This window comes from Streptomyces sp. NPDC102279 (assembly GCF_044766365.1).
In the GTDB taxonomy this organism is placed as follows: Bacteria; Actinomycetota; Actinomycetes; order Streptomycetales; family Streptomycetaceae; genus Streptomyces.
In genome coordinates this window covers 148,752-170,247 of sequence record NZ_JBIWLU010000015.1, presented here as the reverse complement: position 1 = coordinate 170,247, position 21,496 = coordinate 148,752, and the positions used below count along the sequence as shown (strand labels likewise).

The window sequence follows — 21,496 nt, the reverse complement described above, 5'->3', positions numbered from 1 at the left end:
GTCCGGGGATCCCCCCGCCCGGAACGGGCGAGGGGTTTCCGGCCGGTTCGAGCAGTCCGCCCCAGTCGGCGTCCGCCGCGAACGAGTCGCCCGGACGCTCAGCGGCGGGCATATTCGCGGAAACCGCGGCCCGTCTTGCGGCCGAGGCAGCCCGCGGCCACCAGGTGCTCCAGGAGCGGCGCGGGGGCGAGTCCCGGGTCGCGGAACTCGCGGTGCAGGACCTTCTCGATGGCCAGCGAGACGTCGAGACCGACCACGTCGAGCAGTTCGAACGGGCCCATCGGGTAGCCGCCGCCCAGCTTCATCGCGGCGTCGATGTCGTCGAGCGAGGCGTAGTGCTCCTGCACCATCTTGATCGCGTTGTTGAGGTACGGGAACAGCAGCGCGTTCACGATGAAGCCGGCCCGGTCACCGCAGTCCACCGGGTGCTTGCGGATCTTCGCGCAGACCTCGCGCACGGTGGCGTGCACGTCGTCCGCGGTCAGCACGGTCCGCACGACCTCGACGAGCTTCATCGCCGGGGCCGGGTTGAAGAAGTGCATGCCGATCACGTCCTGCGGGCGCGAGGTGGCGCGGGCGCACGCGACGACGGGCAGCGAGGAGGTGGTGGTGGCGAGGATCGCGCCCGGCTTGCAGACCTTGTCGAAGACGCCGAACAGCTGCTGCTTGACCTCCAGGTCCTCGGCGACCGCCTCCAGCGCCAGGTCGACGTCGGCGAAGTCGTCGTAGCTGCCGGTCGGCGTGATCCGCTCCAGGGTCTGCGCCGCCGCCTCGGCCGTCAGCCGGCCCTTGTCGACGGAACGCGAGAGCGACTTGCCGATCCGCGCCTTCGCGGCCTGCGCCTTCTCCTCGCTGCGGGCCGCGAGGACGACCGTGTGGCCGGCCTTCGCGAAGACCTCCGCGATGCCGGAGGCCATCGTCCCGGACCCTGCCACGCCGACCGAGCGGACGGTGCGGCCGGGGGCCTCGGTGCCGCCCTCCGGCGGCGTCAGCGCGTCCCGCACGACGGTGGCCCCGCCGGGGGCGTCGTACGAGTAGAAGCCGCGCCCGGACTTGCGCCCGGTCAGGCCGGCCTCGCTGAGCTGCTTGAGGACGGGCGCGGGGGCGTGCAGCCGGTCCTGCGACTCGGTGTACATGGCCTCCAGGACCGTGCGCGCGGTGTCCACGCCGATCAGGTCGAGCAGCGCCAGCGGGCCCATGGGCAGGCCGCAGCCGAGCTTCATGGCCGCGTCGATGTCCTCGCGGGAGGCGTACTTCGCCTCGTACATCGCGGCCGCCTGGTTGAGGTAGCCGAACAGCAGCCCGTCGGCGACGAATCCGGGGCGGTCCCCGACCGCGACGGGCTCCTTGCCGAGTTCCAGGGCCAGGTCGGTGACCGCGGCGACGGCGGTCGGCGCGGTCAGCACCGAGGAGACGACCTCGACGAGCTTCATGGCCGGTGCCGGGTTGAAGAAGTGCAGGCCGAGGACGCGCTCGGGGCGGGAGGAGTCGGCGGCGAGCCGGGTCACGGACAGCGCGTTGGTGCCCGTCGCGAGGATCGTCTCGGGCCGCACGATGCCGTCCAGCGCCCGGAAGACCTGCTGCTTGATCTCGTACGACTCCGGCGTCACCTCGATGACGAGGTCGGCGTCGGCGGCGGCCGTGAGGTCGGTGGAGGTGCGGAAACGGCCGAGGGCGTCCGTGCGCTCCCGCTCGCTGAGCCGCCCGCGCCGCACGGCGCGTTCGGTGGAGGCTTCGAGGGCGGCGACGGCCTGGAGGGCCGCGGCCCCGCTGATGTCGATACCGATGACGTCGCGGCCGGCCCGGGCCAGGACTTCGGCGATGCCGGTGCCCATGGTGCCGAGGCCGACGACGGCGACGGTCTTCAGCGGGGACAGAGGGGTGTCGGACAGGGGAGTGGCCATCGCGGGACTCCTGGGAGAGGGTGACGACTGAGGAGTGCACCCGGGTACGCCGACAGGCGCACACAGTGCGGAGGTTGCGGGTGTTGGCCGGGCTGACGAGCGCACACGCCCGGTTGCGAACGGGGCGCCGAGGAAAGCGCGCCCGTGTGGCGGTGGAGCCGACAGGCCCTGTCCCGGAGCCGTGTCGTACTGCGATACCTGAGGTACCGAACCGACTGCTCTCGCGGCGGCTGCGTCACCAGGCCGCCGAGAGGTCCAACACGAGTGGGTAACTCGCTCGTCTGAGCTTAACCCGCCGGTAACGAGCGCGCCAGCCCCCGACTTTGTGATGTAGGTCCCCGCACCTCACGGGCGTGCCTAAGCTCGGCGCATGGACGAAGCGTTGCGATCACTCACGGAGCGTGTACGGGCCGAGGCGGGGGCGTCCGCGGGGTACGAACGACTCGCGGCGACCGAGGACCCCGACGTCCTGGCGGCGGCGCTGACCGAACCGGGACAACCTCTGTGGGCGCGGGAGTTGGTCGCCTTCCGGCTCGGCACCGCCGGTGACCCGCGCGCCTTCGAGGCCCTCGTCCTGCTGCTCAACCACCGCGACCCCGAGCGCTGCGCGTCCGCGGCCCGCGCCCTGGCCCGGCTCGGCGATCCGCGGACGGCCCGCGCCGCCGCCGCGCTCGCCACGAATGAACTGCGGGTCGCCTACGCGCTCCAGCCGGTCCGGCTGCTGGTCGAACTCCGCGCCCCCGAGGCCGCACCCGCGCTGATCACCGTCCTGCGCCGCAGACTCCTTCCGCACGACCCGTACCGCAGGGTCGCGCTCGCCTGCGTGGAGGGACTCGGCACCCTGGGCGACGCCCGTGCCCGCCCGGTCCTGAACGAGGCGCTGGCCCACCCGGCGCTCGCGCAGACCGCCGTACGCGCACTGGCCCGGCTGCCCCAGGAGCAGGTCTAGCGGTTCGCAGCGGCGCACACCGGGGTGGCGGGCCCCTGGACCGTGTACGGCGGCCGGGTCACGCGGTTGTCAGTACCCGGGCGTAGCGCACCTCGGGCACCTCCACGCCGGCCGCCTCGAAGGGCTCCTCCGCGCCGTCTGCGTCGAAACCGGCGCGCTCGTAGAACCGGCGGGCCGGGGTGTTCCCCCTGAGGACCCACAGCAGCATGCGCTCACGCCCGGCGGCCACGCACCGGGCGACGGATGCCCGCAGCAGAGCCTGTCCGACCCCCTGGCCCACCATGTCCGGGTGTACGTAGATCGCGTACAACTCGATGTCGGCGGGGCCGACTTCGCCGTCGCGGTACGGGCCGTGGCAGACCCAGCCGGCCACCGTGCCGTCCCGCTCCGCGACCAGGTTCACCACGGAGCCGTCGCCCCGTTCGAGGTGACCGCGGCGCCGTGCCGCGTCCTCGGTCACGCTGAGCGCGTCCAGATACGACCGCGGTATCAGGCCCTTGTACGCACTCTGCCAACCGCGCACCCGGATCTCGGCCACCCGCGGACAGTCGTCGAGGGTCATCTCGCGAATCCGGAGGGCGCTCACGCCCCGACCACCGCGTACGCCTCGATCTCCATCAGGAACTCGGGTCTCACCAGCGCGGCGACCTGGACGGCCGAGGCGGCCGGAAGCCGGTCGGCGGGCAGGTGTGCGGCCCGGGCGGCCCGGATCGCCGGCATGTGGGCCATGTCCGTGACGAAGAAGGTCAGTTTGACGACGTCGTCGAAGGTGGCGCCCGCCGCCGCCAGACAGCGGCGCAGATTCTCGAAGACCTGGCGGGCCTGCGCCTCGGCGTCGCCCTCCCCGACGATCTCGCCGTCCTCGTCCAGGGGAAGCTGGCCCGAGACCGCCACGAAGCGCCCCGTGGCCGCCACCACGTGGGAGTACGCGGCGGCGGGGGCGACCCCGTCGGGAGCGGGGATGCGTGTCGGATCACTCATGGGTCCATCCTGGACCACGGATCCGACAGCGCCCCCGACGGGGCATCGCTCAGCGGGGGTTCAGCCCCGGAAGCCGAGCAGTCCGTGCAGCGCCGAGCCCCGCGCGGAGGCGGACGCCGCCTTCGTGGTCAGCGGCTTCGGGTCGGGCAGCGTCTTGCACACCGCGTCGACCTCACCACCGCCGCGCGGCACCTTGCCGTTGGTCAGATACGTCGCCAGGTACTTGTCCAGGCAGGCGTTGCCGCTCAGCGTGATGCCGTGGTTCCCGCCGCCCTGCTCGACCACCAGGCTGGACCCGCGCAGCTGCTGATGGACCGTCACACCACCCTCGTACGGGGTGGCCGCGTCGTTGGTCGCCTGGAAGAGCAGCGTGGGCGGCAGCCGGTGGTTGGAGATGTCCACCGGCTCCAGCGAGTCCGTCGGCCAGAACGCGCACGGCGCGTTGTACCACGCGTTGTTCCAGGCCATGAACGGCGCCTTGTCGTACACCGCCCAGTTGTCCTTGCGCCACTGGCGCCAGTCGCGCGGCCAGGACGCGTCACGGCACTGCACCGACGTGTAGACGCTGTACCCGTTGTCGCCCGAGGCGTCGACGGCCGCGAAGTTGTCGTAGGCCTCGACGAGCGGGTCGGAGTCCTTGCTGTTCACATAGGACGCGAACGCCTGGGCGAGATACGGCCAGTAGCCGTTGTAGTAGCCGCCCGGGATGAAGGTGTCCTCCAGCTCGGAGGCGCCCACCTTCTTCTGTGCCGGCTTCTTGGCCAGCGCCGCGCGCATCGCGTACCACTTGGCCTCGACCTTGGCCGGGTCGGTGCCGAGTTTGTAGGTGGCGTTGTTCTTCGCGACCCAGGCCAGGAACGCCAGGTGGCGGTCGTTGAAGGCGTAGTCCTGGCTGAGGTTGTCCTCGTACCAGACGCCGGTGGGGTCGACGATGGAGTCCAGGACGAGCCGGCGGACCCGCTGCGGGTACAGCTTGGCGTAGACGGCCCCGAGGTAGGTGCCGTACGAGTACCCGAAGTAGTTGATCTTCTTGGCGCCGAGCGCGGCACGGATCGCGTCCATGTCACGGACGGCGCTCACCGTGTCCAGGTACGGCAGCAGGTCCGCGTACTTCTTGCCGCACGCCTCCGCGAAGGACCTGGCGCGGGCGAGGTTGGCCTTCTCGATCGCCTTGGTGCCGGGCACGGAGTCCGGACGGACCGGCTTGAACTGGCCCGGCCGGCAGTCGAGGGCGGGCTTGCTCGCGCCGACGCCACGCGGGTCGAAGCCGATGACGTCGTACTGCGCCGCCACTGCCTTGGGCAGCGCGGAGGCGACGAATCCGGCCAGCGAGAGACCGCTGCCGCCGGGACCGCCGGGGTTCACCAGGAGCGGCCCCTGGTACGTCTTCGCGGTGTGCGGGACGCGGGACAGGGCGAGGGTGATCCGCTTGCTGTAGGGGTTCGAGTGGTCCAGCGGCACCTTCAGGGAGGCGCACTGGAGCGTCGGGTAGTCGCTGGTGGCGCACTTCTTCCAGCTGGGCTTCGCGGCCGGGGCGGTGCGAGGTGCGGCCGCGGAGCCGGCGCTCGCGTCGGCGGGAGCCGACGTGATCATCCCGGCCAGCACGGCGGCAGCCCCGCACAGAGCAGCTGCGCGTTTCTTCACAAGGCCTCCCAGGACGGAGGATTTCGAGCCGTGCACGCCACGGCCTTCGTCGTATCGTCCCGGACAGGGGCCCCGGAGGAACGCCTTCCGGCGAGACTCGACCCGATTGGTCCGCCCGATGCGCTCGGATGCCGCCCCGGACCGGCCCTTCGGCCGTTCTGCGCATGGTGTCCTGAGGGAGTGTCAGAGAAGGGTCAGCTGGGTGGGCTCCGGAGCCGCCGGCGCCGTCGGCTCGGGGGCGGCGATCCGGCGCGGCATCCCCGCGCGCGTGGGGCCGATGCCGTACTCCTCGGCCAGTTCGTGGACCTGACGGGTGATCCGGCGCTGGTACCACTTCGGGGCGTAGGCGCCCTCCGCGTACAGCCGCTCGTAGCGCGGCACGAGATGCGGGTGATGGTGCCCGAGCCAGGCCATGAACCACTCGCGGGCGCCGGGCCGCAGATGCAGCACCAGAGGGGTCACGGAGGTCGCCCCCGAGGCCGCGACCGCCTGTACGGTGGCGCGCAGTTGTGCGGGGTGGTCGCCGAGGAACGGGATCACGGGCGCCATCAGGACCCCGCAGCCGATGCCGTGGTCCGTGAGGGTGCGGACGACGTCGAGGCGGCGCTCCGGAGCCGGTGTGCCCGGCTCGACGGTGCGCCACAGCTCGGTGTCGGTGAAGCCCACGGACACCGAGATCCCGACGTCGGTGACCTCGGACGCCTGCCTCAGCAGATCCAGGTCGCGCAGGATGAGCGTCCCCTTGGTCAGGATGGAGAAGGGGTTGGCGTGGTCGCGCAGGGCCGCGATGATGCCCGGCATCAGCCGGTACCGGCCCTCGGCGCGCTGGTAGCAGTCGACGTTGGTGCCCATCGCGATGTGCTCGCCTTGCCAGCGGTGTGAGGCGAGCTGGCGGCGCAGCAGCTCCGGAGCGTTGACCTTGACGACGATCTGCGAGTCGAAGCCGAGACCGGTGTCGAGGTCCAGATAGCTGTGCGTCTTGCGCGCGAAGCAGTAGACGCACGCGTGCGTACAGCCGCGATAGGGGTTGACGGTCCACTCGAACGGCATCCGGGACGCCCCCGGCACCCGGTTCACGATCGAGCGGGCCCGGATCTCGTGGAACGTGATCCCCCGGAACTCGGGGGTGTCGAAGGTCCGCGTCGTCACCCGGTCCGCGCCGAACAGCGCGGCGTCCCGGGCGGGGTCCCCGGCGGGGTCCACGGTCAGGTTCTCCCAGCGCATGACGCCTCCTCGGTAGCACTGACCACAGAATAGAACACATGTTCCCTTGATCGTGCGACCGTCTTTCGCGGAAGGGCCGGCCGAGGCGGTCCGTACCCCACGGGGACCCCGATTTGGGCGGCCGGGCCGCCGGGTGGTTGGCTGACCGCACACCCCCGAGGAACCAAACGCTGGAGGAAGTGCCATGGCGCAGGTCGAGGCGACGACGGAGCGGGTCATCGCGGCGGACGCGGAGGCGGTGTTCGACGCCCTGGCCGACTACAGCGGCACGCGGCCGAAGCTGCTGCCCGAGCACTTCAGCGAGTACGAGGTGCGCGAGGGCGGCGACGGCGAGGGCACCCTCGTGCACTGGAAGCTCCAGGCCACCAGCAAGCGCGTCCGCGACTGCCTCCTCGAGGTGACCGAGCCCACCGACGGGGAACTCGTCGAGAAGGACCGCAACTCCTCCATGGTGACCACCTGGCGGGTGACCCCGGCCGGCGAGGGGACGTCGCGCGTCGTGGTCACCAGCGTCTGGAACGGCGCGGGCGGCATCGGGGGCTTCTTCGAGCGGACCTTCGCGCCCAAGGGCCTCGCCCGCATCTACGACGCGGAGCTCGCCAACCTCGCGGCCCACGCGGAGAAGTGACGCCGGTGAGGCGACGGTGACCCCGCTGTCGGGGCTCGCCGCCGTCAAGAGGGGCCGCCCGAGGGCGTGTTGATCCCTCACCGGTTCGAGTGGATCTCTCGTCCACCGGCGTTCGTGCCGTAACTCGTCGCGCTTGCTCGCCGTTGTCGCCCAAAGCGGCAATTGTGCGTGGGTGCGACGAGGGGAGCGGTACGTGGGCGGGATCACTCTGGTGCAGGACCAACCGGTCGTCGCACCCCCGCCGGAGGCCGCGCCGCCGGCCGTCGAAGCCGCCGGACTCGCCCCCCGCCAGGTGCGGTTGGTCTTCTGCGGGCTGATGCTCGCCCTGCTCCTCGCCGCCCTGGAGCAGATGATCGTCGCCACCGCGCTCCCCAGGATCGTCGGGGAGCTGCACGGCCTGGACAGGATGTCCTGGGCGATCACCGCCTACCTGCTCACCTCCACCGTCGGACTCCCGGTCTACGGCAAGCTCGGCGACCTCTTCGGCCGCAAGGGCGTCTTCCAGTTCGCCATCGTCGTCTTCGTCATCGGCTCGGCGCTCGCCGGCCGAGCGCAGACCATGGACCAGCTGATCGCCTTCCGCGCGGTCCAGGGAACCGGCGCCGGCGGCCTGATGATCGGTGTGCAGGCGATCATCGCGGACATCGTGCCGCCTCGCCGACGCGGCCGTTTCATGGGCCTGATCGGCGCCGCGTTCGGGCTCGCGTCCGTGGCGGGACCGCTGCTCGGCGGCTACTTCACGGACCACCTCTCGTGGCGCTGGTGCTTCTACGTCAACGTGCCCTTCGGCCTGCTCACCCTCGCCGTCGTCTCCGTCGTGCTGAAACTGCCGAAGCCGGCCGTCCGCGGCCGCGTCGACGTCCTCGGCGTGCTCCTCCTCGCCGCCGCGTCGACCTGCCTCGTCCTGCTGACCAGTTGGGGCGGCACCGAGTACGCCTGGGGTTCAGGGGTCATCCTCGGACTCGCCGCGGGCGCCCTCGTCGCGACCGCGCTCTTCCTCGTCGTCGAGCGGTTCGCCGTCGAACCCCTCATCCCGCTGAGGCTGTTCAGGGACGGCGTCTTCAACGTCACCGCCCTCGTCGGCCTGGTCGTCGGCGTCGCGCTCTTCGGCGCCGCCAGCTACCTCCCGACCTTCCTGCAGATGGTCGACGGAGCCAGCGCCACCGAGTCCGGTCTGCTCATGCTGCCCATGATGGGCGGCATCGTCGGCGCCTCCATCGTCTCCGGGCAGCTCATCAGCCGTACCGGCCGCTACAAGCTCTTCCCCGTCCTCGGCAGCGCCCTCTCCGTCGTCGGCATGTGGCTCCTGTCGCACCTGGAGGCCGACACCCCCCGGCTGCACTACAGCCTCTGGATGGCTGTCCTCGGCGCGGGCATCGGCATGGTGATGCCGGTCCTGGTGCTCGCCGTGCAGAACTCCGTGGACCCGGCCGACCTCGGCACCGCGACCAGCGCCAACAACTACTTCCGGCAGATCGGCGGCAGCGTCGGCGCCGCCATCTTCGGCACCCTGTTCGCCAACCGGCTGGCCGACGCCCTCGCCGAACGCCTCCCCGCGCGCGCCGGCACCCCCGCCGGGGACGCCGAGTCGATCACCCCGCAGCTCGTCCACGCGATGCCCGCCGCCGTGCGCGACCAGTACATCGGCGCGTACGCGGACGCCATGCCGCGGATCTTCCTCTACCTCGTGCCGGTCCTCGTCCTCGGACTGGTCATCGCCTTCTTCCTCAAGGAGAAACCGCTGGTGTCCCACAACGCCTCCACCGCCGAGCCGGACTCCGCGCAGGTGAACACCCCCATTCCACCGGCCCGTTCGGGACACGCCGCCGGGATCCCCGTCTGCGGCACGGTGCAGCACTCCGACGGCACGGTCGTCCCCCGGGCCGCCCTCACCCTCATCGACGTCGGGGGACAGCAGATCGGGCGGGGCGCCAGCGGCGAGGACGGGCGGTACGCGCTCTCCACGCCCGGCGCGGGATCGTACGTGCTGATCGCCGCGGCCGGCGGCCACCAGCCGCAGGCCGTCTCGGTGACCGTCGGCGAACGACCCGTCGACCTCGACGTGGTGCTCGGGGGCGCGGGACGGCTCGCCGGCAGCGTCCTGACCGCGGACGGCACCCCGGTGCGGGAGGCCACCGTCACCCTCACGAACGTGCACGGAGAGGTGGTGGCCACCACCCGCAGCGGACGCGAGGGCGGCTACGTGATCACCGAGCTGGTGGCCGGCGAGTACACCCTCGCCTCCAGCGCGCCCGCGTTCCGCCCCGCCGCGCTCCCGGTGACCGTCCAGGCCGCGCGGGAGACCCGCCAGGACGTCGAACTCGCGGGCGGCGCCGTGCTGCGCGGCACCGTCCGCGCGGGCGGCGGGCGCCCCGTCGAGGACGCGCGCGTGACCCTCCTGGACGCCGCCGGCAACGTGGTGGACACGCTCACCACCGGACCCGACGGCACGTTCCGGTTCGTCGACCTGTCGTCCGGCGAGTACACGGTCATCGCGGCCGGATACCCGCCCGTGGCCACCGTGCTCCAGGTCGCCGGGGGAGGCAGGACGGAACGGGACCTGCAGCTGGGCCACGAGGACTGACCCGCCCGACCCGCACACCGCGTTCCCCGGCGCCGGGGAACCGGCCCGCCGACTGCCCGGGATCCTGCCCGGCACGAGCGTCGGGGAAGACCCGGATCGTCGTGCGGATCCTTGAACGAGGCCGCCCCGTAACGGAGTTCGGCCGGAGTGATCGGGTGCCCGGCCGACCCGGCCGAGGCGCTCCCGGACCGGCGCGTTCGACCCCGCGGCCGAGCCTCCTCCTCCGCACGCGCGGCGGAGGAACCGGGCGGCGGAACGCGTCGAAACGGCCGGCGGCGGGGCGCTCCGAGTGACGCCAGTGGTCTGGACCGGTGAGAGTTGTCCACAGGCTCTGCCGGGCCCGGTCACAAGCGCGTACGGTTTCCGGCATGAAGATCCTCATCAGCGCCGACATGGAAGGCGCCACCGGTGTGACCTGGCCGGCCGACGTGCTGCCGGGCACCCCGCAGTGGGAGAGGTGCCGCGCGCTGTTCACCTCGGACGTGAACGCCGCGGTGCTCGGCTTCTTGGACGGCGGCGCCGACGAGGTGCTGATCAACGAGGCCCACTGGACCATGCGCAACCTCCTGCTGGAGCAGCTCGACGAGAGAGCCGAGATGCTCACCGGGCGGCACAAGTCGCTGTCCATGGTCGAGGGCGTACAGCACGACGACGTGGACGGCATCGCGTTCGTCGGGTACCACGCGGGCGCCGGCATGGAGGGCGTCCTCGCCCACACCTACCTCGCGAACTCCATCACCGGAGTGTGGGTCGACGGGGTGCGGGCGAGCGAGGGCCTGCTGAACGCCCGTGTGGTCGCGGAGTACGGCGTGCCGGTGGTGCTGGTCACCGGCGACGACGTGGCGTGCGAGGACGCCCTCGGCTACGCGCCCGAGGCCTTGAAGGTAGCGGTGAAGGACCACGTGTCGCGGTACGCGGCCGTGTGCCGCACCCCCGCCAGGACCGCCGCCGACATCCGGGCGGCCGCCAAGGAGGCCGCGGCGCTCGCCGTGCGGCACGAGCCGGTCGCCGCGGGGCCCTTCACCGTCGCCCTGGAGTTCGACGCCGAGCACCTGGCGATGGCCGCCACCGTCGTGCCCGGAGTGGACCGCACCGGCGAGCGGAAGATCGCCTACACCAGCGACACCATGTACGAGGGGATCCGGACGTTCAAGGCGGTCACCACGATCGTCTCGGCCGCGGTGGAGGAGCAGTATGGCTGACGCACAGGCACTGGACGAGGTGGTCCGGTTCACCTCCGACCTCATCCGGATCGACACCACCAACCGGGGCGGCGGCGACTGCCGCGAGCGCCCCGCCGCCGAGTACGCGGCCGCGCTCCTGGCCGAGGCGGGCCTGGAGCCCACCCTCCTGGAGCGCACCGCGGGGCGGACCAACGTCGTCGCCCGCGTGCCGGGCACCGACCCGTCCGCCGACGCCCTCCTCGTCCACGGTCATCTGGACGTGGTGCCCGCGCAGGCGGAGGACTGGACCGTCCACCCGTTCTCCGGTGAGGTCCGCGACGGTGTCGTCTGGGGGCGCGGCGCCGTCGACATGAAGAACATGGACGCGATGATCCTCGCCGTCCTCCGCTCCTGGGCCCGCGAAGGGGTGCGGCCCCGCCGCGACCTCGTCATCGCCTTCACCGCGGACGAGGAGGCGAGCGCCGAGGACGGCTCGGGCTTCCTCGCCGACCGGCACCCGGAACTCTTCGAGGGCTGCACCGAGGGCATCAGCGAGTCGGGGGCCTTCACCTTCCACGACGGCAGCGGCCGGCAGCTCTATCCGATCGCGGCGGGCGAGCGCGGCACCGGCTGGCTGAGGCTCACCGCGCGGGGTCGCGCCGGCCACGGCTCCAAGGTGAACCGGAGCAACGCGGTGACCCGTCTCGCCGCCGCCGTCACCCGCATCGGCGCCCACGAGTGGCCGTTGCGTCTCACCCCGACCGTCCGGGCCGCCCTGACCGAACTCGCCGCCGTTTACGGCGTGGACGCCGACCTGGACGACCTGAACGACGTCGATGGCCTGCTCACGAAGCTCGGCCCGGCCGCGGCCCTCGTCGAGCCGACGGTCCGCAACAGCTCCAACCCGACGATGCTGAGCGCCGGTTACAAGATCAACGTGATTCCGGGCGAGGCCGTCGCCCACGTGGACGGCCGCTTTCTGCCCGGCGGCGAGGACGAGTTCCGCGCCACCCTGGACCGGCTCACCGGGCCCGACGTGGAGTGGGAGTTCGAGCACCACGAGGTGGCGCTCCAGGCACCGCTGGACACCCCGACCTACGCCCGGATGCGGGCGGCCGTCGAGGAGTTCGCGCCCGAGGGACACGTCGTGCCCTACTGCATGTCGGGCGGTACGGACGCCAAGCAGTTCTCCCGCCTCGGCATCACCGGCTACGGATTCGCCCCGTTGAAGCTGCCCGAGGGCTTCGACTACCAAGCCCTGTTCCACGGAGTCGACGAGCGCGTGCCGGTCGAGGCGCTCCACTTCGGTGTCCGCGTTCTCGACCGCTTTCTGCGCACGGCCTAGGGGGACGACATGCAGACCTTGCCCTACGGATCCTGGCCCTCGCCGATCGACGCGACGCTCGCCGCCGCGCACGACGGGCACCCCGAGTTCGTCGGCTTCGTCGGCGCCGAGGTCTGGTGGACCGAGCCCCGGCCCACTGAGGGCGGGCGGCGCACGCTGGTGCGGCGGACGGAGGACGGCCGGCAGGAACCCGTCCTGCCGGCCCCGTGGAACGTGCGCAGTCGCGTCATCGAGTACGGCGGCCGGCCCTGGGCGGGCGTCATGCGTCCCGAGGGCCCCCTGATCGTCTTCGTCGACTTCTCCGACCAGCGCCTCTACCGGTGGGAACCCGGCGCCGAACCGACCCCGCTGACCCCCGTCTCGCACGTGGGCGGCGGACTGCGCTGGGTCGACCCGCAGATCCGCGGGGAGCGGGACGAGGTGTGGTGCGTCCTGGAGGAGTTCACCGGCGACGGCCCCAGCGACGTACGCCGGGTCCTCGCCGCCGTACCGCTCGACGGATCGGCGGCGCGCGACCGTGACGCCGTCCGTGAACTGTCCGACGGACGGCACCGGTTCGTCACCGGGCCCCGCCTCTCGCCCGACGGCCGGCAGGCCGCCTGGCTCGCCTGGGACCACCCCCGGATGCCCTGGGACGGCACCGAGGTGATCCTCGCGGACGTCACCGCGGACGGCACGCTGTCCGGCCCGCGCACCGTCGCCGGAGGCCCGGAGGAGTCCGTCGTCCAGGCCGAGTGGGCACCGGACGGCACCCTCCTGTACGTCAGCGACCGGACCGGCTGGTGGAACCTCTACCGGCTCGGCGCGGACGGCGAGGACCTGGCCGTCTGCCCGCGCGAGGAGGAGTTCGGCGCTTCGCTCTGGCGCGTCGGGAACCGCTGGTTCGCCCCGCTGGACAGCGGCCTGATCGCGGTCGTGCACGGGCGGGGGGCCACCGCGCTCGGGATACTCGACCCGGAGACCGGCGAACTCGTCGACGCGGCCGGGCCCTGGACGGAGTTCGCGCCGACCCTCGCCGCGCAGGGCACCAGGATCGTCGGCGTCGGAGCGAGCCCCCGCAGCGCGTACGAGGTCGTCGAGCTGGACGCGAGCACCGGGCGCGCCCGGGTGGTCGGCGCCGCGCACGACGACCCGGTGGACCCCGCGCACTACCCCGAGCCCCAGATCCGCTCCTTCACCGGCCCCGCCGGACGCGAGATCCACGCGCACGTCTACCCGCCGCACCACCCGGGCCACGTCGCACCCGGCGACGAGCTCCCGCCGTACGTCGTCTGGGTGCACGGCGGCCCCACCGGCCGCTCGCCCCTCGTCCTGGACCTGGAGATCGCCTACTTCACCTCCCGCGGCATCGGGGTCGCCGAGGTCAACTACGGAGGCTCGACGGGCTACGGACGGGAGTACCGCAACCGGCTGCGCGAACAGTGGGGCGTCGTCGACGTCGAGGACTGCGCGGCCGTCGCGCTCGCACTCGCCGCGGAGGGCACCGCCGACCGGCCGCGCCTCGCGATCCGCGGGGGCAGCGCGGGCGGCTGGACGACCGCCGCCTCCCTCGCCGTCACCGACGTGTACGCCTGCGGCACGATCATCTACCCCATCCTCGACCTCACCGGATGGGCGTCGGGGGAGACCCACGACTTCGAGTCGCAGTACCTGGAGTCGCTGGTCGGGCCGATCGCCGAGGTGCCCGCCCGCTACGCCGAGCGGTCGCCGTCCGAGCACGCCGACCGGATCACCGCGCCGTTCCTGCTGCTCCAGGGACTCGACGACGCCATCTGCCCGCCCGTTCAGTGCGATCGCTTCCTGGCCCGGCTGGAGGAGGAGGGCCGCCGCGTCCCGCACGCCTACATCGCCTTCGAGGGCGAGGGCCACGGCTTCCGGCGCGCCGAGACGATGGTGCGCGCCCTGGAGGCCGAACTCTCGCTGTACGCGCAGGTGTTCGGTCTGAACCCGCCGGACGTCCCCACCCTGGAGCTGACCAAGTGAGACCGACGGGGCCCAGGAACCCGACCGGGGCCGCCCCCGCGCGGGCCGGGGCGGCGGAACGGGTGGTCCCGTACGAGCACGAACAGGACGCGAAAGACCACCAGACGCACAACCAGCAGGACCAGCAGGACCCCCACAGAGATCAGCACCAGGAACGGGAGCAGTACGCGTGACCCGAGCGACCTCGCCCATCAACCCTCTGACCAGGCCGCCGCGGCTCGCCGCCGGGGCCCGTGTCGCCGTGGTCGCGCCCAGCGGTCCCGTCCCGGAGGAGCGCCTCGAAGCCGGACTCGACATCCTGCGCGGCTGGGACCTGGACCCGGTCGTTGCCCCCCATGTCCTCGACCGGCACGGGGAGTTCCGCTACCTCGCCGGGGCGGACGCGGACCGGGCCGCCGACCTCCAGGCCGCCTGGTGCGACCCGGAGGTGTCCGCGGTGCTGTGCGCCCGGGGCGGCTATGGCGCGCAGCGCATGATCGACCTGCTCGACTGGGACGCGATCCGGGCCGCCGGCCCCAAGGTCTTCCTCGGGTTCAGCGACATCACCGCGCTGCACGAGGCGTTCGCGACCCGAGTGGGGCTCGCCACCCTGCACGGGCCGATGATCGCGGCCCTCGACTTCCTGAAGAACGCGCGGGCGCAGGAACACCTCCGGGCGACCCTCTTCGAACCGGACTCCGTGCGGACCCTCTCCTCCGGTGAGGCCACCGCGCTGGTGCCCGGCCGGGCGAGCGGCGTCACCCTGGGCGGCTGTGTGTCGCTGCTCGCCGCCGACCTCGGCACCCCGCACGCCCGCCCGTCCGCCCGCGGCGGGCTCCTCCTGATCGAGGACATCGGCGAGGAGGCCTACCGGACGGACCGGATCCTGACCCAACTGCTGCGCGCCGGCTGGCTGGACGGCGTGGCCGGGATCGCGCTCGGTTCCTGGGTCGACTGCGGGCCCTACGAGGAACTGCGCGCGGTGTTCGCCGACCGTCTCGGAGGACTCGGGGTGCCGGTCGTCGAGCACCTCGGATTCGGGCACGGCGAGGGCGCGCTGACGATGCCGTTCGGCGTCCGGGCCGAACTCGACGCGGACGCCGGGACGCTGACCCTGGAGGAGCCCGCGCTGGCCTGACGGCGCGGGCTGCGCGAAGCGTTCACCGAATCCCGCCAAGAACCACTCTTACCGGTGATTGACCCCCGGATGACACGTGTCACAGCATGACTACCGGCCGGTACCTACCGGTCGGTATCGCGACGCGTCCCCGGGTCCCGGCCCGGCGGACGTGTCGCGGCCTGTCCGGTTGTCCTCAGCGTGGAGGTCTTCGTGTCCCGTCGCTCGCGCGCGTCCACGTCCCGTGCTCCGCTCGCCCTGGCGCTCGGTGCGGCGCTGGCCGCGCCGCTCGCGTTCACGGCACCCGCCGCCTCGGCCGCCGGCCGGTACACGGTCACCCCGCTCACGTTCACCGTCCGGGCCGGCGCCCGCGACTGCACGATCGACGCCGACCTGTACCGGCCGGCGGGGGCGGACCGGGCGCACCCGGCACCCGCAGTGCTGGCGACCAACGGCTTCGGCGGCAGCAAGTCGGACGGTTCGACGGACGGCATCGGCAAGGCGTTCGCCGCCCGCGGCTATGTGGGCCTCGTCTACTCGGGGCTCGGCTTCGGGAAGTCGGGGTGCCCGATCTCCCTCGACGACCCGCGCATCGACGGGCGGGCCGCCTCCGGACTCGTCGACTTCCTCGCGGGCACCCGCGCCGCCGACGACGGCACGACCGTCGACTACGTCACCCGGGACGGCCGGGACGACCCCCGGGTCGGCATGATCGGCGGCTCGTACGGAGGCGCCGTCCAGATGGCCACGGCCGCCGTCGACCACCGCGTCGACGCCCTCGTCCCACTCATCACCTGGAACGACCTCTCGTACTCCCTGGACCCGAACAACGCGGCCGGCGCCCCGCAGGTGCCCGGCGCCTTCAAATGGCAGTGGTCCAACGGCTTCTACCTGATCGGCGAGAGCCAGCCGCTCACCACGGCCAACCTGGATCCCACCCGTATCAACTCCCTGGGCTGCCTGCACTTCGTGACCGACGCCTGTGCCACCGTGCGCACCCTGAACTCGGGGGCCTATCCGGCCGCCCGGACGGAGTCGCTGCTGCGGTACGCGCGCAGCGTCTCGCCCGTGTCGTACCTGAGCAGCGTGCGGGCACCCACGCTGCTCGTCCAGGGGCAGGCCGACAGCCTCTTCAATCTCAACGAGGCGACAGCGACGTACAGGACGCTGAAGGCGCAGGGCACTCCGGCCCGGATGATCTGGCAGTCGTGGGGGCACAGCGGGGGCCTCACCGACCCCGCCGGTGGTGAACTCGACCTGAGCCGCGGCAATCTGGAGACCAGCTATGTCGGCCGGCGGGTCCTCGCCTGGTTCGACCGCTACCTCCACCGCCGCACGGGCGTCGACACCGGACCCGCCTTCGCCTACTACCGCGACTGGATCACGGACCCCGACGACACGTACGCCACCGCCCCGCGGGTGCCCGCGCCCGACAGGACGTTCTACCTCTCCGGGGACGGGAAGCTGGTCGACAACCGCGCGAAGGTCGCCCGGGGGAGCCGTGTGTACCGCAACCTCCTGGTGCCGAGCAGCCACTCCGAGAGTTCCCTCGCCGGGCTGATCGGACTGCCTGACCCGGCTCCGTACGACACCGCGGGCACCTACCTCGGCTGGACCGGCGAGCCGCTGACCCGTGCGGTCGACGTCGTCGGCTCGCCCCGGGCGCGGCTGAAGGTCGTCTCGCCGGTGACCGAGCGGGTCCAGCACTCGGGCGACGCCGCCGACAAGCTGGTCCTCTTCGCCAAGCTGTACGACGTGGCACCCGACGGCAGCAGGACACTCGTGCACCGGCTGGTGGCACCGGTGCGGGTCCCTGACGTGACGAAGAGCTTCACCGTCACTCTGCCGGGGATCGTCCACCGGTACGAGGCGGGGCACCGGCTCCGGTTCGTCGTCGCCGCCGGCGACGACGCGTACGCCGGGAACCGGGGGGTGAAGCCGGTGACCGTGACGAGCGCACCCGGCGACACCGGGACCCTGGAGCTGCCGGTCGTCGGCGACTGAGCCCCGAGACACCGAGACCTGGTGCGGGGGACCGGTGCCGTGGGCCGCGACGGATGTCCCCGGTTCCCCCGGAGGATCCTCCCGTCGTGCGGACCCGTGGCTTCGGGCTCATGCTGGACGCATGAGCCGGAAGACCACCAAGAGCGCCCCCACCGGCGGCAAGAGCCCCCGCGAAGGGCTGATGACGCCCGCGAGGATCGTCGTCGCCGCGCTGGGGGTCCTCGCCCTGATCTTCATCTTCGAGAACACCCGCAGCACCAGGATCCGGCTGATCGTCCCCGAGGTGACCATGCCCCTGTGGGTGGCGCTCCTCGCCACCGGGCTGATCGGCGCGCTGTGCGGTGCCTTCGCCATGCGACGCAGGCGCTGATCATCCTCGACTAGGGTGACGGGATGCCTGAGAAGAGTGGCTATCTCGCCGAAGGCCCGCGGGTGGGTCTGCGGCACTTCACCCTCGACGACGGTGCCGAGTTCACCGCGCGGGCCAGGGAGAGCAAGAGCCTCCACCAGCCGTGGCTGTTCCCGCCCGGCAGCCCCGACGGCTACGCCGCGTACGCGGGACGGCTCATCGAGGACCGGACCAAGGCCGGGTTCCTCGTCTGCGAACGCGACGGCGGGGGCATCGCCGGCTTCGTCAACATCAACAACATCGTCGAGGGCGGCTTCCTGTGCGGCGCCCTCGGCTACGGAGCGTTCGCGCACGCCGCCGGCCGCGGGCTCATGTCCGAGGGAATCGGACTTGTCATCCGGTACGCCTTCGGAACGATGGGGCTGCACCGGCTGGAGATCAACGTGCAGCCGGGCAACGCCGCGTCCATCGCCCTCGCCCGACGGTGCGGCTTCCGCCTCGAAGGGTTCTCGCCGGCCTTCATCCACGTCGACGGCGCCTGGCGCGACCACGAGCGGTGGGCGATCACCGCAGAGATGACCGCTCCCCGCTGACCGCCGGTGCGCGGGGAGCGGGCCGAGCGGCCGCCCCCGCGGGCCGTACCGCGCCCCCTTTCCCCGGCTCCGTCCAGCGGGCGAGGATGACCTCATGCGGAACATCGTCGTGCTGGACGCCCCGTCCAACCTGGGCCTGCGGCCACCCGCGCCCGGTACCGTGCCCGGCTGCCACAAGCTGGCCGGCGCACTGCGCGAACAGCGGATCGTGCAGCGGCTCGGCGCCCTGGAGGGCGGGGTCGTCGTGCCCCCGCGCTACGACCGGGGCGACTGGGAGGAGGGCGACGGCGTCTTCAACGCGGCGGCCATCGCCCGCTACACGCGCGTACTCGCCGACCGGGTCGAGCGGCACGTCCGCGCAGGCGACCTGCCCGTCGTCCTCGGCGGTGACTGTTCCATCCAGCTCGGCGCGTCCCTCGCCCTGCGCCGCGTCGGCCGGTTCGGGCTCGCGGCCATCGACGGTTCGGCCGACTTCCGGCACCCCGGCAACTCCGACCGGATCGGCGCGGCCGGCGGTGAGGAACTCGCGATCGCCACCGGGCGCGGCCAGGAGGACCTGTCCGACCTCGAAGGGCTCAAGCCCTACCTGAGGGACGAGGACCTGCACCTCTTCGGGATGCGCGACGACGACTCCGACCGGGAGGAGCTCGCCGCGCTGAGGATCACCACGACGACCGTCGGGGAACTGCGCACCCGGGGCGCGGACGCGATCGCCCGAGCGTCCCTGGCCGCCCTCGAACTCCCTCGGCTGGAAGGCTTCTGGGTGCACCTCGACGCGGACTGTCTCGACCCCGAGGTGATGCCCGCCGTGGACAGCCCGGACCCCGGCGGTCTGTTCCCCGACGAACTCCTCGCGCTGCTCGGGCCGTTGGTCCGCTCCCCGCGCTGCGTCGGCCTCAACGTCACCGTCTACGACCCCGATCTCGACCCCGACGGCACCGCGGGCGCGCTCCTCGCGGACGTCGTCGTCGGGGCCTTTGCGCAATCCTGACCCGAACCTGACGAGCGGAGACCCTGGTCAGCTGCCCGATGACCATGTTCCATGGTCATCGTGACGACGATCCGACGTGACGTACTGACCCTCCCGGCGGCGGAGTTGGGACCGAGCAACCCGCTGCCGCCCCTGCGGACCCTCGACGAGACGCACACCATCGACGACCGCGACCGCGTCGGCCTGCCGCGCGACATGGCCCGCCAGATAGGCTACGAGCCGCTGCACAGCGTGCTGCCGGAGCGCATCCGTGACGGCTACGGACGCGAGCGCCGGCCCGAAGAGCTCGACACCGTCGTGATCGAGAACGATAGGCTGCGGGCCACCGTGCTGCCCGGCTACGGCGGCCGCGTCGTCTCCCTCTTCCACAAGCCCACGAACCGGGAACTCCTCTACCGGAACCCGGTGGTGCAGCCCGCCTGCTTCGCCCTCAACGGCGCGTGGTTCTCCGGCGGCATCGAGTGGAACATCGGCGCCACCGGACACACCACCCTGTCGTGCTCACCCGTCCACGCCGCCCGCGTACCCGCCCCCGACGGCGGCGAGATGCTGCGCCTGTGGGAATGGGAGCGGCTGCGCGACCTCCCCTTCCAGGTCGACCTGTGGCTGCCGGACGGTTCCGACTTCCTGTACGTCGGCGTCCGGGTCCGCAACCCGCACGAGCGGCCCGCACCGCTGTACTGGTGGTCCAACATCGCGGTCCCCGAGGAGCGCCGGGTGATCGCGCCGGCCGAGGAGGCCTGGCACTTCGGCTACGAGCGGCGGCTGCGCCCGGTGCCCGTGCCGGAGTACGACGGAACCGACCGCACCTATCCGCTGAACAGCACGTTCCCCGCGGACTACTTCTACGAGGTGCCCGACGGGCGGCGCCGCTGGATCACCGCGGTCGACGACGCCGGCGACGGGCTCGTGCAGACCTCGACCGACACCCTGCGCGGCCGCAAGCTGTTCGTCTGGGGCTCGGGTCCCGGCGGCCGGCGCTGGCAGGAGTGGCTCACCGAGCCGGGCACCGGCGGGTACTGCGAGATCCAGGCCGGACTCGCCCGTACCCAGCTCGAACACGTGCGGCTCGAGGCGGAGAGCGACATCTCCTGGCTGGAGGCGTACGGCCCGCTGTCCGTCGACGCCGAGACCGTCCACGGAACGGACTGGGACGCCGCGCGGACGGAGACCGAGCGCCGGCTGGAGGGCGTCCTCTCCCGGGACGCCGTCGACGCCGCGTACGCCGCCTGGCTGCCGCACGCCGACACCGAACCGGGTGAGGTGCTCGCCGTCGGCTCGGGCTGGGGAGCCCTCGAAGTCCTGCGTGCCACGCACAAGTTGCCGGGGACGCCCTTCGACGAGTCGACGCTCGGCGAGGACCAGGCGCCGTGGCGCGAGCTGCTGCGGTCGGGTGCGTTCCCCGAGCCCCGTCGCGCCGGTCCGCCCGGGGTGTCGCTGGTCGCCCCGCACTGGCGCGACATGCTGGAGACGGCCCCGGCCGTGCCCGTCGCCGAGTACCACCTGGGCGTGGCCCAGTGGCACGCCGGTGATCTCGCACAGGCCGTGCGCAGTTGGGAGCGCGCGCTCGAACTGGCGCCCTCGCTCTGGCCGTTGCTGCGCTGTCTCGCCGTGGCCGACCAGCAGAGCGGCAACCCCGAGCGGGCCGCCGACCGCTACCGGGAGGCCTTCGACGACCTGTGCCGGGAGCGGCGCGACGACGGGGAGCGCTGGACCGCGGCGACGGCCGCGCTCGGCCGCGAGGCCATCGAGGCACTGCTCGCGGTACGCCGCCCCGCGGACGCCCGTGCCGTGTGGGACCGGCTGCTCCCGGCCGTCCGTGAGCGCGGCCGGTTCCGCCTCGTCGAGGCCGGACTGCTGCTCGCGGAGGGCGACCGCGAGGCGGCGCGGGCCGTCTTCGACGCCGGTTTCGAGGTCGCCGACCTGAGGGAGGGGGCGGAGACCATCGGGCTGCTGTGGTCCCGGCTCAGCGACGAACCCCTGCCCGCGCGCTACGACTTCCGCATGCGGCCGCCGTCCGTGCTCTGAACGGCCGTCGCGCCGAGGGGCCACGGTCCC

18 protein-coding genes are annotated in these 21,496 nt (G+C 72.5%); 13 read left to right on the top strand and 5 right to left on the bottom strand.

Translation table 11 applies throughout. The features are described 5' to 3' along the window. Positions 1-98: 98 nt before the first annotated feature. Positions 99-1,904, bottom strand: a complete 1,806-nt coding sequence (locus ACIRQH_RS33820) for a 3-hydroxyacyl-CoA dehydrogenase family protein (RefSeq protein ID WP_388876528.1) — start codon at positions 1,902-1,904, stop codon at positions 99-101. 370 nt (positions 1,905-2,274) lie between these two features. Between ACIRQH_RS33820 and ACIRQH_RS33815 the strand changes: the two genes are divergently transcribed. Then, complete coding sequence (locus tag ACIRQH_RS33815; protein WP_388876525.1) at positions 2,275-2,853, top strand: adenylosuccinate lyase; 579 nt, start codon at positions 2,275-2,277, stop codon at positions 2,851-2,853. Positions 2,854-2,911: 58 nt separating this feature from the next. Here the strand turns inward: ACIRQH_RS33815 and ACIRQH_RS33810 are convergent, their stop codons facing one another. From ACIRQH_RS33810 to ACIRQH_RS33795, 4 genes are all read right to left on the bottom strand, one after another. Beyond that, entirely contained in the window at positions 2,912-3,415 is a 504-nt protein-coding gene (locus tag ACIRQH_RS33810; protein ID WP_404228603.1) for a GNAT family N-acetyltransferase, read from the bottom strand. Between the two features lie 20 nt (positions 3,416-3,435). After that, positions 3,436-3,834: a RidA family protein gene (locus ACIRQH_RS33805; RefSeq protein WP_388876522.1), complete on the bottom strand. Its 399-nt coding sequence runs from the start codon at positions 3,832-3,834 to the stop codon at positions 3,436-3,438. Positions 3,835-3,894: 60 nt separating this feature from the next. Continuing rightward, positions 3,895-5,478 (bottom strand): alpha/beta hydrolase, encoded by a 1,584-nt coding sequence (locus ACIRQH_RS33800; protein WP_404228601.1) that lies wholly within the window; start codon positions 5,476-5,478, stop codon positions 3,895-3,897. A 183-nt stretch (positions 5,479-5,661) separates the two neighbouring features. Next, positions 5,662-6,702, bottom strand: a complete 1,041-nt coding sequence (locus ACIRQH_RS33795; RefSeq protein WP_388876516.1) for an Rv2578c family radical SAM protein — start codon at positions 6,700-6,702, stop codon at positions 5,662-5,664. 184 nt (positions 6,703-6,886) lie between these two features. Between ACIRQH_RS33795 and ACIRQH_RS33790 the strand changes: the two genes are divergently transcribed. The 12 genes from ACIRQH_RS33790 to ACIRQH_RS33735 all read left to right on the top strand — a co-directional run bounded on the left by ACIRQH_RS33790 (position 6,887) and on the right by ACIRQH_RS33735 (position 21,466). Beyond that, entirely contained in the window at positions 6,887-7,330 is a 444-nt protein-coding gene (locus tag ACIRQH_RS33790; protein ID WP_358820139.1) for an SRPBCC family protein, read from the top strand. Between the two features lie 193 nt (positions 7,331-7,523). After that, the gene (locus tag ACIRQH_RS33785; RefSeq protein WP_388934047.1) at positions 7,524-9,914 is read left to right on the top strand and encodes an MFS transporter; all 2,391 of its coding nucleotides are present in this window, start codon (positions 7,524-7,526) and stop codon (positions 9,912-9,914) included. Positions 9,915-10,282: 368 nt separating this feature from the next. Further along, positions 10,283-11,116: a M55 family metallopeptidase gene (locus ACIRQH_RS33780; RefSeq protein ID WP_404228598.1), complete on the top strand. Its 834-nt coding sequence runs from the start codon at positions 10,283-10,285 to the stop codon at positions 11,114-11,116. Beyond that, positions 11,109-12,422, top strand: coding sequence for a M20/M25/M40 family metallo-hydrolase (locus ACIRQH_RS33775; RefSeq protein WP_388876510.1), 1,314 nt, complete (start codon positions 11,109-11,111; stop codon positions 12,420-12,422). The genes ACIRQH_RS33780 and ACIRQH_RS33775 overlap by 8 nt, the downstream gene beginning before the upstream one ends. Before the next feature lie 9 nt (positions 12,423-12,431). Further along, positions 12,432-14,405: a prolyl oligopeptidase family serine peptidase gene (locus tag ACIRQH_RS33770; RefSeq protein ID WP_404228595.1), complete on the top strand. Its 1,974-nt coding sequence runs from the start codon at positions 12,432-12,434 to the stop codon at positions 14,403-14,405. Next, positions 14,402-14,578, top strand: coding sequence for a hypothetical protein (locus ACIRQH_RS33765; protein WP_388934050.1), 177 nt, complete (start codon positions 14,402-14,404; stop codon positions 14,576-14,578). Before ACIRQH_RS33770 ends, ACIRQH_RS33765 begins: the two co-directional genes overlap by 4 nt. Positions 14,579-14,595: 17 nt before the next feature. After that, positions 14,596-15,522, top strand: coding sequence for an LD-carboxypeptidase (locus ACIRQH_RS33760; RefSeq protein WP_358820162.1), 927 nt, complete (start codon positions 14,596-14,598; stop codon positions 15,520-15,522). A gap of 180 nt (positions 15,523-15,702) precedes the next feature. Further along, on the top strand, positions 15,703-17,505 hold the full coding sequence (locus ACIRQH_RS33755; RefSeq protein WP_388876501.1) for a CocE/NonD family hydrolase: 1,803 nt from the start codon (positions 15,703-15,705) through the stop codon (positions 17,503-17,505). Positions 17,506-17,626: 121 nt separating this feature from the next. Then, positions 17,627-17,875, top strand: coding sequence for a LapA family protein (locus ACIRQH_RS33750; RefSeq protein ID WP_358820132.1), 249 nt, complete (start codon positions 17,627-17,629; stop codon positions 17,873-17,875). A 23-nt stretch (positions 17,876-17,898) separates the two neighbouring features. Continuing rightward, positions 17,899-18,447, top strand: a complete 549-nt coding sequence (locus tag ACIRQH_RS33745) for a GNAT family protein (protein ID WP_358820131.1) — start codon at positions 17,899-17,901, stop codon at positions 18,445-18,447. Between the two features lie 94 nt (positions 18,448-18,541). Next, positions 18,542-19,438, top strand: coding sequence for an arginase family protein (locus ACIRQH_RS33740; RefSeq protein WP_404228591.1), 897 nt, complete (start codon positions 18,542-18,544; stop codon positions 19,436-19,438). Positions 19,439-19,489: 51 nt separating this feature from the next. Then, positions 19,490-21,466 carry a DUF5107 domain-containing protein gene (locus tag ACIRQH_RS33735; protein WP_404228588.1) on the top strand — a complete coding sequence of 659 codons (1,977 nt, stop codon included), beginning with the start codon at positions 19,490-19,492 and terminating at the stop codon, positions 21,464-21,466. Positions 21,467-21,496: the final 30 nt, after the last annotated feature.